Source organism: Pseudocitrobacter faecalis (assembly GCF_965231525.1).
GTDB classification, from domain to species: domain Bacteria; phylum Pseudomonadota; class Gammaproteobacteria; order Enterobacterales; family Enterobacteriaceae; genus Pseudocitrobacter; species Pseudocitrobacter faecalis.
In genome coordinates this window covers 2,458,170-2,476,244 of the sequence record NZ_CBDDNJ010000002.1, presented here as the reverse complement: position 1 = coordinate 2,476,244, position 18,075 = coordinate 2,458,170, and the positions used below count along the sequence as shown (strand labels likewise).

Sequence of the window (18,075 nt, the reverse complement as noted above, 5' to 3'; positions counted from 1 at the left end):
GAGGGCCGGGGTGAGGGCATCAGCGCGCAACATCACCCACTTAAGAATCCCCAACTTCACGCCGCTTTTAACCGGCACGATTTACCGCTAAGGATCCAACATGGACATGATTAACATCGGCTACAGCGGCGCATCAACGGCGCAGGTGGAGCTGAACGTCACGGCGCAAAATACCGCGAACGCCATGACCACGGGCTACACCCGTCAGGTGGCGGAGATTAGCACCATCGGCGCCAGCGGTGGCTCGCCGAACAGCGCCGGTAACGGCGTACAGGTCGACAGCATTCGCCGCGTTTCTAACCAGTATCAGGTGAATCAGGTGTGGTATGCCGCCAGCGATTACGGCTATTACAGCACCCAGCAAGGCTATCTCAGCCAACTGGAAGCGGTATTAAGCGACGATAACAGCAGCCTGAGCGGCGGTTTTGATAACTTCTTTGCCGCTCTCAACGAAGCCACCACCAGCCCTGATGATTCCGCCCTGCGCCAGCAGGTGATCAGCGAAGCCGGGGCGCTGTCGTTGCGTATCGACAACACGCTGGATTATATCGACTCGCAAAGCACGGAAATCATCAGCCAGCAGCAGGCGATGGTGTCGCAAATCAACACGCTCACCAGCGGCATCGCCAGCTATAACCAGCAAATCGCCCAGGCTGAAGCTAACGGCGATAACGCTTCCGCACTGTACGACGCCCGCGATCAGATGGTGGAAGAACTGAGCGGAATGATGGACGTGCAGGTCAATATCGACGACCAGGGCAACTACAACGTCACGCTGAAAAACGGCCAGCCGCTGGTGAGCGGGCAGCAAAGCTCGACCATTGCGCTGGAAACCAATGCCGATGGTACAGCAAGCATGACGCTGACCTTTGCCGGTACCACCTCGACGATGACTACCGACACCGGCGGTTCATTAGGCGCATTGTTTGATTATCAGAATGACGTGCTGACGCCGCTGACCGATACCATCAACAGCATCGCCTCGCAGTTTGCCGATGCGGTCAACAACCAACTGGCGCAGGGTTACGATCTCAACGGCAACCCCGGTGAGCCGCTGTTTATTTATGACGCCAGCAACGCCGATGGCCCGCTGACCGTTAACCCGGATATCACTGCCGATGAGCTGGCGTTCTCCAGTTCGCCGGACGAAAGCGGCAACAGCGACAACCTCCAGGCGCTGATCAACATCTCCACCGAACCGCTGGAGATCGACAACCTTGGCAGCGTAACGGTCGGGCAGGCGTGCTCGTCGATTATCAGCAATATCGGTATCTACAGTCAGCAAAACCAGACCGAAGTGACCGCCGCGTCCAATGTCTATTCCGAAGCGCAAAACCAGCAGAGCAGCGTCAGCGGCGTCAGCATGGACGAAGAAGCGGTGAACCTGATCACCTATCAACAAATTTATGAAGCCAATTTGAAAGTCATTTCCGCCGGCGCCGAGATTTTCGATTCGGTGCTGGAAATGTGCAGCTAAGCGGGAGCGCGAGAATGCGAGTAACCACCCAACAAACCTACGTCTCGATGACGCAAAGTTTTAATCATCTCTCCGGCGATCTGGCGCACGTGGTCGAGCAGATGGCGACCGGTAAGCAGATTTTGCAGCCGTCGGACGATCCTATTGCCGCCACGCGCATCACCCAGTTAAATCGCCAGCAATCGGCGATTGAACAGTATCAGAGCAATATTGACTCCGCGTCGGCGGGGTTAAGCCAGCAGGAGTCGATTCTTGATGGTGTTAACAACAGCCTGCTGGCGGTGCGTGACGACCTGCTGGAGGCGGCGAACGGCACCAATACCGCCGATTCGCTCGCAAGCCTCGGCCAGGATATTGAGTCACTCACCGAATCGATGGTCGCGGCGCTGAACTATCAGGACGAAGACGGTCACTATGTGTTTGGCGGCACCATCAACGATCGGCCGCCGATCGTGGCAGTGGATGATGACGGCGACGGTGTTACCGACAGCTACAGTTATCAGGGCAACAGCGACCACCGCCAGACCACCGTGTCGAACGGCGTGGAAGTGGATACCAACGTGGCGGCGAGCGATTTCTTCGGCAGCAATTTAGACGTGCTCAACACGCTCAATTCGCTCTCCCAGGAGCTACAAAACCCGGACGTTGACCCGGCGGATCCACAGGTGCAAAGCGATATTCAAAACGCCGTCGATGTGGTGGATACCGCCTCGGACGCACTCAACGCCTCAATTGCGTCGCTCGGCGAGACGCAAAATACCATGTCGATGCTGAGCGATGCCCAGACGGATATCGCCACCTCCAACGATCAGTTGATTGGCTCATTACAGGATCTCGATTACGGCCCGGCGTCGATCACCTTTACCGGACTGGAAGTGGCAATGGAAGCTACCCTCAAGACTTACTCGAAAGTGAGTGAGTTGAATTTGTTCAGCGTTCTCTAACTTCGTCAGGAACAGTATGCAGGTCGGACTTACATCTTCGTCACTCGCCACCGGCGGCGCGCATAGCGCTGCGGTATCGTCGTCAACCGTTGCGCCCACTCAGGCGGTGCGGCAAAAGCTCCCGGCGACGGCGAGTGAATATCCGGCCTCGCCGCTGATTACCACTCGCCCGCAGCGTTACAGCGTGCAGCTTAACGATCAGCTCACCACCTTGCAGCAGGCGGATCATTATCTTGGGCAACTGGAACAGCAGTTGCTCGATTATCGTCATAGTCAGCGCAAAGGTGGGCAGGCGCAAAGTTCGGCGCTCATACAGATGCTGGACAAACGCACCGCGCTTTCCGGCGGCGCGGTGGACAGGCAGTTGCAGCCGGTGTTGCAGGGGGAGGCGCGGGTGACGTTTCACTCGCCGGATCTGGCGGATCTGGTGCACAACCCTGCGCCGGGAACGCGGATGTTCAGCGTCTCTGACGGGCGTCAGACCCAGCTTGCGGCGGTGATGTTATCTGATGATGACAGTGCCGGGCAGTATCAGACACGGCTGACCAACGCGCTGCGCCGCGTGGGCGTACAGCTCCATCAGCAGCCGGACGGCGTCAGTTTTTCAACGACAGAAAAGCAGTGGCCCCACATTGAACGCACCTTAAGCGTACGCGCCGATGGCGATAACTCTGCGTTTACGCCGCTGAAAACCTTTGCCGAACCGTCGCAGGCCGAGCGTTTAGCGCAAAGCCTGCAACAGGGCGGGGCAGGAATTTCTCAGACGTTAGAAAGTATTGGTCAGCAGCGCGCGCAAATGGCGGTGCAGCAGGAAAAAGCGCGGCAGTTAATTGATGGCATGTCGCGCTTTCCCGACGCGGAGAACGCGGTACTGGCGTCGGAAAATCTCGGCGGCGTGCTGGACAGCGCCAATCATAATTATCAGGTGTTATTGCAGGCGGTGAACGGTCAGGCACGAATTTCCAGCCAGACGGTGAGGAATTTATTAGGCTAATGATTTGTAGGCCGGATAAGACGCGTTTAGCGTCGCATCCGGCATTTATTGGCATTCATCAGCACGTCTGCACAGTATTTAACAACTTCTCAAGATTCTGATACATCGCGCTATTAATATCGTTATTTTGCCAGTCTTCCACGTTAAAGGTTAATTGCCAGCTATCGTTACACAGGTTACGTAATACCATATCGCTCTCCAGCCGGTTTTGCACATAGCGATAATAGAGGGTCATGGTCATATGGTGCGCAGATAATAGTGACTCAACCTTTTGTTGCCCTGGCGCAAGGAAATTGGCCAGTGCAGGCGTTGTGCTACTTTTTCCTGTGGTGCTCAAATGAAAAATTTTTATGCGCGGGCTATTAACCGATTCTTTGACCAGTTTGGGTGTGTCGGTCGTTTGCTGGCGGGATAAAAAGATTCCGCCGGAGAGTGCGATGACGGCCAGAAGAAGCGGGGTTATCATTTTTGTACCGGGAAAAAATGCGCGTTTTACGGTTTTTTCCTGAATATCGATATGGTGTAATTCTTCCGGTGTTGCTGTTAATTCAGGTTTTGAGGGCTCAGTGGAAGGGAGTACTGCGTCTTCAACCTGATATACATATTCCTTATTGCACAAATAGCCTTTTTTGGGCACGGTTTTAATAATGTTCTGTTGTCTGCCATCATCGTCTATCGCGGCTCGCAGGGCGTGAATGGCCGTCGGCAGGCTGTTACCTCCCACGATCCGATTTTTCCATACCTGACCACATAAATAAGCACGTGATAAAACTTCATCCGCATTTGTGGTTAATGTTTCAAGAAGAAGAAAGTGATATTCACCAAGGCGTCGCATTTCTCCCGTTTCACAATGAATCAACGCATTCTGCGACGGGTCCATACGCCAGTTATTGACAATGATATTCATGGTCAGGTTTACCTGTGCAAAAAGTCATAATGTTGAGATAAGGCGTTGCTATGTCATTATCCTGGTGAGGGGATCATTCTTAGCGCCAGATGGCAGGGGAATGTAACCAAATGGCTGAATGTCGACAATAGGTAAAAGAGTGCCATTTGCAACGCAATGTAAATTTTAACATCAATTTAAAACTTTTTAAGTTTTAATGATGAGTAAAATCTTAATGAATTCAATATGCTGATAGTGGGTGTGTCGTGCGCGCCGGCATATGGCGAATATTGCTAATAATCATTTAATTTGCATTTAAGTATAACTAAATTGACCTGGGTTCATTACTGAATAAGAAGACGAAAAAAATTTTCACCTGTTTTTTAAGTTTGCTGATTGGCTGTCGTTTTTACAGGGTATCGAAACGAAATCGATTAATCCCAAGGAGCAGTATCATGTTATCTATTAATACCAATAACGCCTCAATGGCTGCCGTTAACGCAATCAGCAAAAGCAGCGCTTCTCTGTCTACTTCTATGGAACGCCTGGCAACAGGTAACCGGATTAACTCTTCTGCCGATGACGCCGCAGGCAAACAGATCGCTAACCGTTTGACCGCGCAGTCCAGCGGTATGGGTGTGGCGCTGAGCAACATCAATGACGCCACCGCGATGCTGCAAACCGCCGACAGCATGTTCGATGAAATGTCTGACGTACTGGGTCGTATGAAAGACCTGTCTACCCAGGCAGCGAACGGCACCTACAGCGACGACGACCTGCAGGCGATGCAGGACGAATATGACGAACTGGGCCAGCAGATGTCCGACATGCTGCAAAACACCACTTACGGCGGCACCAACCTGTTCGGTGTTTCCGGCACCAGCAACACCGGTACGGACGGCCTGTTCCAGAGCGCGGTAACTTTCCAGGTGGGCGCGGAATCTTCTGACACCATGACCGTGAACATTTCAAGCCAACTGAATACCCTGGTGACCGACCTTTCTGCGATCAGCAACTCCTTTAGCGCGGATCAGGCTGATACCACTGGCACCGCGGGCGTTTCTGGCGGTACTGAACTGACCGCGTCTGGCTCGGCTAACCAGATGATCACCAGCATTTCTACCGCGATGGATGATGTTTCTCAGATCCAGTCCAAGCTGGGTGCGTCTATCAACCGTCTGAACGATACCGCTAACAACCTGACCAGCATGCAGGACAACACTGAAGTCGCTATCGGTAACATCATGGATACCGACTACGCGACGGAAGCGTCCAACATGACCAAACAGCAGGTGCTGATGCAGACCGGCATCACCATGTTGAAACAGTCCAACAGCATGTCCAGCATGGTTTCCAGCCTGCTGCAGTAAAGGCGGACTTGCCGGATGCGGCGTAAATGCCTTATCCGGCCTACAAACAACACCGCCTGTGGGCGGTGTTGTCCGTTTTGCGGCAGGCGGTTTTCCGTCATAGCGGAAACAGTATTTCCGCCTCTTTTTCAATCTATTGATTATTCACAAAAAAATTATTGGCACGCCTTTTGCCAGTAACCTGACATCGTTACCCGGAGTCATCAAGGATTAACCCAAGAACCATTGCGCAAGAAATTGCTTATGCGGATGTCGTTACCCAGGCGGCAAATTTGCAGGAGAAGCAGACCGAACTGGATGCCGAAAGCAGCGGCCTGGATACGCTTAGCTCGGCGTTGAGCGATTTCCAGAGCGCCGTTGATGCGCTGAACAGCGATACCGACGGCCCGGTAACGTTTTCCGCTTCCAGCAGTAATGACTCGGCGACCGTATCTGCCAACTCGCAGGCGCAGGCGGGGAGCTACTCTTTTTACGTCGAGCAACTGGCGCAGGCGCAGCAGACCACGTTCAGCATGGGCGACGACACCTTTTCCGCGACCGGCACCTTCGAGCTGACGATGGGCGACAGCACCATGGATATCGACCTGGCTTCAGCCGATCAGAACGGTGATGGCGACGGTTTTATCGACGCCAGCGAACTGGTGAACGCGATTAACGATTCCGATGAGAATCCCGGCGTTTCGGCGGCGCTGGTGAAAACCGATGGCACCACCACCATTATGTTGACGTCGGACAGCACCGGCGCGCAAAGCGCGTTTTCGTTCAGCGTGACGGGGCATGACGCCACCAACGACAGCGCCAGCGCACCTGTTCCCACGGATGTTTCCTCCGCCCAGGACGCGATTATTCATCTTGGCAGCGCCACGGGGCCAGCCATCACCAACAGCAGCAACACCTTTGATGATGTGATCCCCGGCGTCACCATGACCTTTACCGAAGTCAGCGATTCTACCGACGATCTCACCACCTTTAACATCAGCGAAGATTCCAGCGCCAGCCAGGAAAAAGTGCAGACCTTTGTTGATGCCTATAACACGCTGATTGATACGGTTGATTCGCTGACCACCAACGGCAGCGATGGCAGCAGTGCCGGGGTTTTTGCCGGTGACGCAGGGCTAAGTTCGCTGGCAAACCAGCTCGATGATATTGCCCATACCAGCTACAACGGCGTGTCGATTGTGGATTACGGCATCACCCTCGATTCCCACGGTCATTTGCAGATTGACTCTGACCAGTTCAACGACGAAATGGCGAAAAATCCTGACGGTCTGACCTCTATTTTCGTTGGCGATAACAGCATGGTGGCGCAGATGGATGACCTGATCGACACCTACACGGATTCCAGCAACGGCATCATCACCCTGCGTCAGCAGAACATTGACGATCAGATGAGCAAAATCCAGGACGAAGGCGACCTGCTTACCGACACCTATAACGCTAACTACGACCGTTATCTGGAGGAGTACACCAACACGCTGGTCGAGGTGTACACCATGAAAGCCAGCATGGCGGCATTCGCATAATTCAGAAGGACTATCCCTAAAGATGTACGAAGTACAGGACGGCTATTCGCAATATAAACAGGTTGACCTTGCGGCCCGCACGGCGGCGGCGTCCCCTCTCGAACTGGTACTGGTGCTGTTTTCCGGCCTGATGGATGAGCTGGAACGCGCCAAAAGCCATATCGCCGCGAAGCGATTTGAAAAGAAAGCGCAGAGCATCAACAAATGCATCGACATTCTCAACGCGCTCACCAGTTCGCTGGAGTTTGAGACCGGCGGCGAGCTGGTGGTGAATCTTTCGCGTCTCTATGACCACTGCGTTTACCGCTTATATGAAGCCAGCGGCGAACTGTCGGCTGAGAAAATCGATGAAGTGATGCTGATCCTCGGCAACCTGCGTGAAGGCTGGGAAGGGCTTTCGGGCAAGCTGGGTTAAGACGATGGAAAAACAACGCAGGCAACTTTTCGCGCTGGTCGAGGCGATGAACGAGGCGCTGGATAAACAACGCTGGCGACGCCTTCCGGCGCTGCATCAGCAGTTGATGCGCCAGTTTCACGACTACGCGGCGGCAGAAACCGATGCCGCGCAGCTGTGTGCGGTGAAGGCGCAACTGTACGGCGCGTTTAACGCCCTGATTAAACGGCGCGAGCAGCGCGCTGAGGTGTTAAAGGCGCGTATGGAACAGCATCAGCGGCATCAGGAAGGCGTACTGGCCTACTCAATTGTTAATTTACTTTCGGAGAAGTCATGAATCCGGCATTGCTTGCCACGCTCGGAACGCTTGCGGAAACGGCGTCGCTGAAAACGGACATCTTACCGCCGGTGAGCGGTGAAAACGCACCCGCGTTTGCGCTGCCGAAAATGGCCGTCGCGGCGGTGGCGGAGCGCGTACACAGTGCTAAAACCGCTCAACATCAGGCGACGTGTGCGCAGGATAACGATCCGGCGGCGATGCAGGCGTTGATGGCACTGTTACTGCCGCAACCGGTCGCGCCGCATGAGGCGAGGCCGCAGCCGCAGAGTGTCGCAACATCGCCCGTTATCCAGCAACGGGCAAAAACGCGGGTGCAAAACGCGCCGCAACGTCTGGTGCAGCAGCAGGAACGCACACCACTGCCGCCACAGTTGCAGGAACTGGTCAGCCAGTTGCCGCAGGTGAAACCTGAACAGCAGGCAAAACTGGCGACTTACGCCAGTGAAGATTTACGCGCGATTTCGCCGCCGCAACCCCATGCATCTGTAAAGCCCGCTCGCCCGAAACCTGAGACAAACCGCGTGACCGTGCGCCCGTTGGTGGAGCGGAAAACGGAAAAAGTAGCGGACAGTGAACCGGTTATTGCGCGCGCCGCGTTGCCGGTGAAAACGCCGGAACTGATTAGCGATCATCAAGAGATTGCCGCCAAACCCGTCACGCTCTCGATGGATGAACTGGGCGAAAAACTGACGACGTTACTGAAAGATCAGATTCACTTTCAGCTCAATAAACAGCAGCAGATCTCCACTATCCGTCTCGATCCGCCGTCGCTTGGCAAGCTTGAGATCGCCGTGCAGTTGGATAGCGGCAAACTGACGGTGCATATCGGCGCCAGTCAGGGCGAAGTCTGCCGCGCGTTACAGCAGTTTAGCGACGATCTCCGGCAACATCTGACGGCGCAGAACTTTATGGAGGTGAACGTGCAGGTCTCCTCCGAAGGGCAGTCGCAGCAGCAACAACAGTCGGGCCATCAGCAGGAAGAGGTGAGTGCAGCTCTACTTCTCGAGGATGCGCCTCAATTTCAACACAACGAATCCGTTTTGATCAAAGTGTAAAGGCAATATGAAGAAAATCGTGGTGGCGGGCGTGGTCAGCGCCGTTCTGGCAATGGTCGTGGGCGCCGGAGCTGGATGGGGAGTCTGGCATCATTATGCCGGAAAAGGAAAACCGACTCACGCCGCGCAGGCGGGATCCGTGGAGACTCTGGATGAGAGCAAAAGCGTATTTGTGACGTTGCCAGAAACGATTGTCACGCTGCATGACAACAACGGCGCTGATCATTATTTGTCGGCAGAATTAGTCATGGTGGTGGCCAGTGATAAAGAGGCTGAAAAAGTAAAGCATCAGGAACCGCTGTATCAAAGTATTGCGGTGGAATGCCTGACGGAAATGAAATTTGAAGATTTGCGCGGCATGAAAATATCGGCCATTCACAAATTGATTTCTGATGCGCTGAAAAAAGATCTCAAGCGTCGCAATATGACCGCACCGTATAAGGATTTGCTGGTGAAAAAAGTGGTCTTCCAGTAATCACCAGGCGGATAAAAACATGCTACAGGACGTATTTGAGTCAGAAGAATTTGCTGCCGCGCCGGTATTAACCCCGCAGCAGGAGAGCCATTATTTGCAGGCCTATTTGCCGCTGGTGCGTAAAGTGGTGCGGCAACTTGCGCCGCAGTGTCACTGCATTATTGACCGTCAGGATATGGAGCAGACGGCGTTAATGGGGTTGCTTAACGCCATTCGCCGCTACGGGATGCCAGATGAAGGCTTCGCGGGCTACGCCGTACACCGGATTCGCGGCGCGATCCTTGATGAGCTACGCGCACTTGACTGGCGACCACGCCAGCTTCGGCAGAAATATCATCAGATGAAAGACCTGATTCGTGAAACACGGAAAAAACTGGGGCACGAACCGGAGTGGTCGGAACTGGCCGGGGAAGGGATCTCGCATGAAGATTATCTCGAATATCAGCAACTGGAAGGGGCGGAAGCGCTTGCCAGCCTTGATGAGTTGCTCAGTGGCGAAGGCCACGGCATTCCGCTTGCGGGCAGAGAACTGGAAGAGCAGTTTGTTACTCAGCGAATGCTTCAACATGCGCTGGCGCAATTAAGTGAAAAAGAGCAACTGATCCTTTCCCTGTATTACCAGCATGAGATGAATCTAAAAGAGATTGCGCTGGTATTAGGGCTGACTGAGGCCCGTATTTGTCAACTGAATAAACAGATCGCGCAGAAAATTCGTGATTGTGTCTATCCGAATTAAAGTGAAGAAATCATGCAAAAAATATTAGGTTTACTGGTGGTGCTCGGCTGCGTATTTGGCGGCTATTTTGAAGCGGGCGGGCAATTAGTGGCTATCTGGCAACCGGCGGAGATGATCATTATTTTGGGCGCAGGTTTCGGGGCGATGATTATCGGTAACCCGAAACACGTGCTGAAAGAGATCGCCCATCAAGTTAAAGGTGTGATCAGTAAAAAACAGCTTGGGCCGGAGTTTCAGCGTCAGCTTTTAATGTGCCTGTATGAGTTGCTGGAGATGGTACAAAACGGCGGCCTGCGAATGCTGGACCAGCATATCGATCAGCCGGAAGAGAGCACCATTTTCCAGAAATACCCGCTGGTGTTAACCCAGAAGCGGTTGGTGACCTTTATTGCCGATAACTTTCGCCTGATGGCGATGGGCAAGATTGACGCCCATGAACTGGAAGGCATTCTCGATCAGGAGCTGGACACCGCCGAAGAGTCGCTGTTAACGCCCTCGCGCTCGCTGCAACGTACCGCCGAAGCGATGCCGGGATTTGGCATTTGTGCGGCGGTGCTGGGCATCATCATCACCATGCAGTCCATTGATGGTTCTATCGCCCTGATTGGTCTGAAAGTGGCGGCGGCGCTGGTCGGTACGTTTTTGGGCGTGTTTATTTGCTACTGCCTGATGGATCCTCTCGCCAATGCGATGGAGCAGCAGGCGCGCGCCGAACACTCGCTGCTGGAATGCGTGCGTACCGTGCTGGTGGCACAGGCGGGCGGTAAACCGACGCTGCTGGCGGTAGACGCCGGGCGTAAGCTGCTGCATCTGGCGTCCAAACCGACCTTCGCCAACCTTGACGCGTGGGTGAATGCGATGCTGGAGCAAGAATAAGCATGAGAAAGACGGGCAACCGCCGCGAGCGTGGGGCAAAAACTACTATTGTCCGGCGGCAGATCAAAAAAAATCATGCCGGGCATCACGGCGGGGCGTGGAAGGTGGCGTTCGCCGACTTTACGCTGGCGATGATGGCGCTATTTATGACCCTGTGGATTGTCAACAGCGTCAGTAAATCTGAGCGCGAAAGCATTATGGCGGCGCTGCACGGGCAGTCTATTTTTAACGGTGGCGGACTGTCGCCGTTAAATAAACTCAGCCCGACGCATCCGCCGAAACCGACCACCGTGGCGGTGCCGGAAGAAACTGAGAAAAAAGTCCGCGACGTGAATGAGAAAACGGCGCTGCTGAAGAAGAAATCCGCCACTGAGCTGGGCGAGCTGGCGACCAATATCAACACCATTGCCCGCAATGCGCATATGGAAGCCAATCTGGAGATGGAGATTGTTCCTCAGGGGTTGCGGGTACTGATTAAAGACGACCAGAACCGCAATATGTTTGAACGCGGCAGTGCGAAGATTATGCCGTTCTTTAAAACCCTGCTGGTGGAGTTAGCGCCGGTTTTTGATTCGCTCGACAATAAGATCATCATCACCGGGCATACCGATGCGATGGCCTATAAAAGCAATATCTATAACAACTGGAATCTTTCGGGCGATCGAGCGCTGTCTGCCCGTCGCGTGCTGGAAGACGCCGGTATGCCGGAAGATAAAGTGATGCAGGTCAGCGCAATGGCAGACCAGATGCTGCTGGACGCCAAAAATCCGCAAAGCGCGGGTAACCGGCGTATTGAGATTATGGTGCTGACCAAAAGCGCGTCCGATACGCTGTATCAATATTTTGGTCAGCATGGGGATAAGGTGGTGCAGCCGCTGGTGCAAAGGCTGGATAAGCGTGCGGGGGACAGGGGATAACGGTGCGCGCTGTGCCCCTCACCCCGGCCCTCTCCCGCAGGGAGAGGGTGAAAAGCACTGTTCCCTCTCCCTTGAGGGAGAGGGTTAGGGTGAGGGGGCAAACCCGCACAGATTCAGCCGATCGTCATCAGACTCGCATTTCCTCCCGCCGCCGCGGTGTTCACACTCAGCGAGCGTTCGTGATACAGACGTTCCAGCAGCAGATTGGTTTCGCCGCGCGCGAAGCCCTGCACTGAAACAATCGCACCGTCGCGGGCGGCAACCTGTTCGCACAGTTTACGCAACTGATCGGAATCACCGTGGTAAATCACCGCATCGAAGAACTGGCTCATTAATACATCCGCTTTGGCGAAGCGAATACGCTCGCTCACCTCTTTCGGCAGCTTTTTCGCCAGTTCGCGCTGGAGTGGGGCGTCCGGCCACAGCACTTCACTGCCGACCGCCATCACTGCCGCCAGTTGCGTCAGCGCATCCTGTTCGTCATCAGCGACGCAGAGTACACGCTCGCGCGGCATCAGCGTCCAGGTGTTGCGTTCACCGGTCGGGCCCGGCAGGACGCGCTGGGTTCCGGCTTGCGCCAGTTCGCCATACTGCTGGCACAGAGCGCTCAGCGAGGCATTACCATTGCTCCAGTTCTTCAGGGCGGTAAGCGGTTTTTCCAGCAGCGCTTTTAGCTGCGCGTCTACGGGGTATTCCGCATCCTGACGAGCAAGGGTCGTGCCCAACGCCGTTTCCGGGCGGCTGGTCAGCAGGCGATAGAGATAGAGCGGGCCGCCCGCTTTCGGGCCAGTGCCGGATAAGCCTTCGCCACCGAAAGGCTGCACGCCCACAACGGCGCCGACCATGTTGCGGTTGACGTACAGGTTGCCGACTTTCGCGCTACCCGTGACCTGGGCGATGGTTTCGTCGATACGCGTATGCACGCCCAGCGTCAAACCGTAGCCAGAGGCATTGATCTGCTCGATGAGTTTGTCCAGATTATTGCGGTTGTAACGCACCACGTGCAGTACCGGGCCGAACACTTCCTTCTTCAGCTCATCAAAGCTTTCCAGCTCGATAAGCGTCGGCGCAACAAAAGTACCGGACTGCCATTCGCGCGCATCGTCACTGTTTTCGCGTGCCGCCTGGAAGATGGTGCGGCCTTTGGCGCGCATCGCCTGAATGTGGCGTTCGATATTGGTTTTCGCTTCGTCATCAATCACCGGGCCGATATCGGTGGTCAGGCGACCGGGGTTGCCCATCCGGCATTCGCCCATCGCACCGCGCAGCATGGTGAGGGTGTGATCGGCGATATCGTCCTGCAGACAGAGCACGCGCAGGGCGGAGCAGCGCTGACCCGCACTATCAAAAGCGGAGGCTACAACATCCACAACGACCTGCTCGGTGAGCGCGGAAGAATCGACGATCATCGCGTTCATCCCGCCCGTTTCGGCGATAAGCGGCGTCGGGCGCCCCTGCGAATCGAGGCGGGTGGCGATGTTGCGTTGCAGCAGGGTCGCGACTTCCGTTGACCCGGTGAACATCACGCCACGAACACGGTTGTCGGAAGTGAGTTGCGCGCCGACGGTTTCGCCACGACCAGGCAGAAGCTGTACCACACCCGGCGGTACGCCTGCTTCCAGCAGAATCGCAATGCCCTGTGCGGCAATCAGCGGGGTCTGCTCGGCAGGTTTCGCCAGCACGCTGTTACCGGCGGCGAGGGCGGCGGCAATTTGCCCGGTAAAGATAGCGAGAGGGAAGTTCCACGGGCTGATACACACCACCGGGCCCAGCGGGCGGTGGGTTTCGTTATCGAAATCATGACGTACCTGACCGGCGTAGTAGTGCAGGAAATCGACCGCTTCACGCACTTCGGCAATCGCGTTGCTGAAGGTTTTCCCGGCTTCGCGCACCAGAATGCCAATCAACTGCTGCATCTGGCCTTCCATCAGCACCGCGGCACGTTCAAGGATGGCGGCACGTTCCTGCGGCGGGGTAGCAAACCAGATTGGCGCATTGTTCACCGCGCTGGTCAGCGCCTGTTCGACTTCCGTTTCTGTCGCTTCACGAACATAACCCACCACATCTTTAGGCTCTGCCGGGTTAAGCAGCGGCGTCATTTCGCCTTCGACGACCGGGTGTTCCAGCATCGGCAGCGCGCGCCATTTTTGCAACGCACTGTTCAGCAGCGAGGAAGAGAGCGAGGCCAGGCGATGTTCGTTAGAGAGGTCAAGGCCCGCAGAGTTGGTGCGGTCTTTACCGTAGAGGTCGCGCGGCAGGGCAATTTTCGGATGCGGCAGGCCAGCAGCACCTTCCTGAATCGCCATTTTTTCAACGGCTTCAACCGGATCGGCCACCAGCTCATCGAGCGGCAGCGTGGTATCCGCGATTCGGTTAACGAAGGAGGTGTTGGCACCGTTTTCCAGCAGACGGCGCACCAGATACGCCAGCAGCGTTTCATGGGTGCCGACCGGGGCGTAAATACGGCACGGACGGTTTAACTTACCATCAGCGACTTTACCCACTACTTGCTCGTACAGGGGTTCACCCATGCCATGCAGGCACTGGAATTCATACTGACCCGGATAGTAGTTCTGTCCGGCCAGTTGATAGATGGCTGCCAGCGTATGGGCGTTATGGGTGGCGAACTGCGGATAAATCAGGTTCGGCACGCCAAGCAGTTTTTTGGCGCAGGCGAGGTAAGAGACGTCGGTGTACACCTTGCGGGTATAGACCGGGTAACCTTCCAGTCCGTCCATTTGCGCGCGTTTGATTTCGCTGTCCCAGTACGCGCCTTTCACCAGACGGATCATCAGGCGGCGACGGCTGCGGGTCGCGAGGTCAATCAGATAATCAATGACGAACGGGCAGCGTTTCTGATATGCCTGAATAACAAAACCAATCCCGTTCCAGCCTGCCAGTTCTGGCTCAAAGCACAGTTTTTCCAGCAGATCGAGGGAGATCTCCAGACGGTCCGCTTCTTCGGCGTCGATATTAATACCGATATCGTACTGGCGCGCCAGCAGCGTCAGGGATTTCAGGCGCGGATAGAGTTCGTCCATGACCCGATCGTACTGTGCGCGGCTGTAGCGCGGGTGCAGGGCGGAAAGCTTAATGGAGATGCCCGGGCCTTCATAAATACCGCGCCCGTTAGAGGCTTTACCAATGGCATGGATCGCCTGCTGATACGAGACCATATAGGCCTGTGCATCGGCGGCGGTCAGTGCGGCTTCGCCCAGCATGTCGTAAGAGTAGCGGAACCCTTTCTCTTCCAGTTTGCGCGCATTCGCCAGTGCTTCGGCGATGGTTTCACCGGTAACGAACTGTTCACCCATCAGGCGCATCGCCATATCCACACCTTTGCGGATCAGCGGTTCGCCGCTCTTGCCGATAATGCGATTGAGCGAGCGAGAAAGGCTGGCTTCATTGTGCGTGGAGACCAGTTTGCCGGTAAACAGCAGGCCCCAGGTCGCGGCGTTAACGAACAGCGATGGGCTACGGCCAATGTGCGACTGCCAGTTGCCATTGCTGATTTTGTCGCGGATCAGCGCATCACGTGTTGCTTTATCCGGGATACGCAGTAGCGCTTCGGCCAGACACATCAGGGCCACGCCTTCCTGAGAGGAGAGGGAGAACTCCTGCAGCAGGCTCTGAACCATACCCGCACGTCCGCTGGCGGTTTTCTGGTTACGCAGTTTTTCCGCCAGTTTCCAGGCCAATTGATGAGCCTGAGTGGCGATGTTCTCCGGTAAGCGCGCCTGCTCCAGCAGCATGGGCACCGCGTCGGTTTCGCTACGGCGGTAGGCGGCAGTAATGGCAGCACGGCTCACGGACTGCGGCAGGATCTGTTCGGCGAATTCGAGGAACGGCTGATGTGGCTCATCCTGGGCGGTGATGATTTCATCGCTTTCATTGGCGGCCCCGGCAAGCAGTGCCGGCAATTCCGGCAAGACTTCATCGTTTTCCAGTTTTTCCAGGTAATTAAAGATTGCCTGCTTAATTAACCAGTGTGGGGTGCGATCAATTCGTGTGGCCGCACTTTTAATTCGCTCGCGCGTGGCTTCATCCAGCTTAACACCCATGGTGGTGGTGCCCATGCCATCTACTCCTGTTGTTTTGTCGTCATATTTTCGGCGTAGCAAGAATATCCACTATGTTGCAACTTTGTGCAACCGTGTTAAATGTGACATCAATTACAACCTGAGAAATGAATTTATTGTTAAAAGAAAAACTGATGGTATGGAATGTAACCGATGTATCTGAAAGCTTGATTTTGAGGGCTGGTTAACAGTTCTAAAGGGTGCAACCCTAAAAAGCGTGAGGGAGTGCAACCTATAGGAAAATGGTATTACGACAGGGATGCATTCGATGTGAATGCAGTGTTAAATCATTTGTGAAAAATCTTCGCTTCCGTCAGGATACGGTCGCCTGAATAACAGAACAGGCCTTTACCTCGTTCCGGTAAGGGAATAACAACAAGTCGGGAAGTTGACGACGAATATACTCAAAACCATTCGAACTGCTTCAACGTAGAAGCCGCTTGACGGATGAAGAGTATAAATCTGGAGAGTTTTAATGAATATAAGCACACCGATGCTGGTGACTTTTTTTGTCTACATCTTTGGCATGATATTAATTGGGTTTTTCGCCTGGCGATCGACGAAAAACTTCGATGATTACATCCTTGGGGGACGGAGTCTTGGGCCATTCGTGACCGCGCTTTCTGCGGGTGCGTCGGATATGAGCGGCTGGCTGCTGATGGGCCTGCCTGGCGCAATCTTTCTCGCCGGTATCTCGGAAAGCTGGATTGCTATCGGCCTGACCGTGGGCGCATGGATCAACTGGAAGCTGGTGGCGGGGCGTTTACGTGTACACACGGAAGCCAACAATAATGCGCTGACGCTGCCGGATTACTTTACCGGGCGTTTTGACGATAAGAGCCGCGTGCTGCGTATTATCTCTGCGCTGGTGATCCTGCTGTTCTTCACCATTTATTGTGCGTCTGGCATTGTGGCCGGGGCGCGTCTGTTCGAAAGCACCTTCGGCATGAGTTATGAAACGGCGCTGTGGGCCGGTGCTGCCGCCACCATTATTTACACCTTTATCGGTGGTTTCCTCGCGGTGAGCTGGACAGATACCGTGCAGGCCAGCCTGATGATTTTCGCGCTGATCCTGACGCCGGTAATGGTTATTCTCGCCGTAGGTGGCCTGGATGATTCGATGGCGGTTATTAAGCAAAAGAGCATTGAGAATATCGATATGCTCAAAGGGCTGAACTTCGTCGCCATTATCTCCCTGATGGGCTGGGGTCTCGGTTACTTCGGGCAGCCGCACATTCTGGCGCGTTTCATGGCGGCAGATTCCCACCACAGCATCGTGCATGCGCGTCGTATCAGTATGACCTGGATGATCCTGTGCCTGGCGGGTGCGGTCGCGGTCGGTTTCTTCGGCATTGCTTACTTCCAGAATAACCCGGCAGTCGCGGGCCCGGTAAGCCAGAACGCCGAACGCGTGTTTATTGAACTGGCGCAAATCCTGTTCAACCCGTGGATTGCCGGCATTCTGCTTTCTGCGATCCTGGCGGCGGTGATGTCTACCCTGAGCTGCCAGCTGCTGGTGTGCTCCAGCGCGATTACTGAAGATCTGTACAAAGCGTTTCTGCGTAAAAACGCCAGCCAGAAAGAGCTGGTGTGGGTCGGGCGTGTCATGGTGCTGGTGGTCGCACTGGTGGCGATTGCACTGGCGGCAAACCCGGAAAACCGCGTGCTTGGTCTGGTAAGTTACGCGTGGGCAGGCTTTGGTGCGGCATTCGGGCCGGTCGTGCTGTTCTCGGTAATGTGGTCACGCATGACACGTAACGGCGCGCTGGCAGGGATGATTATTGGTGCGGTGACCGTGATCGTCTGGAAACATTTCGAGCTGCTCGGCCTGTACGAAATCATTCCGGGCTTTATCTTCGGTAGCCTGGGCATTGTTATCTTCAGCCTGCTGGATAAAGCACCGTCTGCGGAAATGCGTAAACGCTTCGAAGAAGCAGACGCACATTACCATTCTGCACCGCCGTCACGTTTACAGGCGGAGTAAAAATCTTGCCGGATGCGCGGCGTTT

General features: G+C 55.0%; 15 protein-coding genes. 13 read left to right on the top strand and 2 right to left on the bottom strand.

What is annotated here, in order from left to right:
* Nucleotides 1-100: 100 nt before the first annotated feature.
* Genes flgK through ACOXYR_RS12460 form a run of 3 tightly spaced genes read left to right on the top strand, consistent with a single transcriptional unit; the run spans nt 101 to nt 3,415 of the window.
* Nucleotides 101-1,477: a flagellar hook-associated protein FlgK gene (gene flgK / locus ACOXYR_RS12470; protein ID WP_113858556.1), complete on the top strand. Its 1,377-nt coding sequence runs from the start codon at nt 101-103 to the stop codon at nt 1,475-1,477.
* A 14-nt stretch (nt 1,478-1,491) separates the two neighbouring features.
* Entirely contained in the window at nt 1,492-2,421 is a 930-nt protein-coding gene (gene flgL, locus ACOXYR_RS12465; protein WP_421356665.1) for a flagellar hook-associated protein FlgL, read from the top strand.
* A 16-nt stretch (nt 2,422-2,437) separates the two neighbouring features.
* Nucleotides 2,438-3,415, top strand: coding sequence for a flagellar hook-associated protein (locus ACOXYR_RS12460; protein ID WP_421356666.1), 978 nt, complete (start codon nt 2,438-2,440; stop codon nt 3,413-3,415).
* 58 nt (nt 3,416-3,473) lie between these two features.
* Here the strand turns inward: ACOXYR_RS12460 and ACOXYR_RS12455 are convergent, their stop codons facing one another.
* Nucleotides 3,474-4,322, bottom strand: a complete 849-nt coding sequence (locus tag ACOXYR_RS12455; protein WP_421356667.1) for a transcriptional regulator — start codon at nt 4,320-4,322, stop codon at nt 3,474-3,476.
* A gap of 434 nt (nt 4,323-4,756) precedes the next feature.
* Here ACOXYR_RS12455 and lafA point away from each other — a divergent pair, with 434 nt between their 5' ends.
* From lafA to lafU, 9 genes are all read left to right on the top strand, one after another.
* Entirely contained in the window at nt 4,757-5,671 is a 915-nt protein-coding gene (lafA, locus tag ACOXYR_RS12450) for a lateral flagellin LafA (RefSeq protein WP_113858560.1), read from the top strand.
* 209 nt (nt 5,672-5,880) lie between these two features.
* Nucleotides 5,881-7,194 (top strand): flagellar filament capping protein FliD, encoded by a 1,314-nt coding sequence (fliD, locus tag ACOXYR_RS12445; protein WP_421356673.1) that lies wholly within the window; start codon nt 5,881-5,883, stop codon nt 7,192-7,194.
* Nucleotides 7,195-7,216: 22 nt separating this feature from the next.
* A complete protein-coding gene (gene fliS / locus ACOXYR_RS12440; RefSeq protein WP_113858562.1) occupies nt 7,217-7,609 on the top strand; it encodes a flagellar export chaperone FliS in 393 nt (130 codons plus the stop codon).
* A gap of 4 nt (nt 7,610-7,613) precedes the next feature.
* Nucleotides 7,614-7,925, top strand: coding sequence for a hypothetical protein (locus tag ACOXYR_RS12435; RefSeq protein WP_044721122.1), 312 nt, complete (start codon nt 7,614-7,616; stop codon nt 7,923-7,925).
* Nucleotides 7,922-8,983: a flagellar hook-length control protein FliK gene (locus ACOXYR_RS12430; protein WP_421356668.1), complete on the top strand. Its 1,062-nt coding sequence runs from the start codon at nt 7,922-7,924 to the stop codon at nt 8,981-8,983. Before ACOXYR_RS12435 ends, ACOXYR_RS12430 begins: the two co-directional genes overlap by 4 nt.
* A 7-nt stretch (nt 8,984-8,990) precedes the next feature.
* Nucleotides 8,991-9,458: a flagellar basal body-associated FliL family protein gene (locus tag ACOXYR_RS12425; RefSeq protein WP_421356669.1), complete on the top strand. Its 468-nt coding sequence runs from the start codon at nt 8,991-8,993 to the stop codon at nt 9,456-9,458.
* A gap of 19 nt (nt 9,459-9,477) precedes the next feature.
* Nucleotides 9,478-10,194 carry a FliA/WhiG family RNA polymerase sigma factor gene (locus ACOXYR_RS12420; protein WP_113858565.1) on the top strand — a complete coding sequence of 239 codons (717 nt, stop codon included), beginning with the start codon at nt 9,478-9,480 and terminating at the stop codon, nt 10,192-10,194.
* Nucleotides 10,195-10,206: 12 nt separating this feature from the next.
* Entirely contained in the window at nt 10,207-11,070 is an 864-nt protein-coding gene (gene motA, locus ACOXYR_RS12415) for a flagellar motor stator protein MotA (RefSeq protein WP_113858566.1), read from the top strand.
* A gap of 2 nt (nt 11,071-11,072) precedes the next feature.
* Nucleotides 11,073-11,987, top strand: coding sequence for a putative lateral flagellar export/assembly protein LafU (gene lafU / locus ACOXYR_RS12410; protein WP_421356670.1), 915 nt, complete (start codon nt 11,073-11,075; stop codon nt 11,985-11,987).
* Between the two features lie 113 nt (nt 11,988-12,100).
* Here lafU and putA read toward each other — a convergent pair whose 3' ends face one another.
* Entirely contained in the window at nt 12,101-16,063 is a 3,963-nt protein-coding gene (gene putA, locus ACOXYR_RS12405; RefSeq protein ID WP_421356671.1) for a trifunctional transcriptional regulator/proline dehydrogenase/L-glutamate gamma-semialdehyde dehydrogenase, read from the bottom strand.
* Between the two features lie 478 nt (nt 16,064-16,541).
* Here putA and putP point away from each other — a divergent pair, with 478 nt between their 5' ends.
* Complete coding sequence (putP, locus tag ACOXYR_RS12400; protein WP_415728070.1) at nt 16,542-18,050, top strand: sodium/proline symporter PutP; 1,509 nt, start codon at nt 16,542-16,544, stop codon at nt 18,048-18,050.
* Nucleotides 18,051-18,075 lie beyond the last annotated feature (25 nt).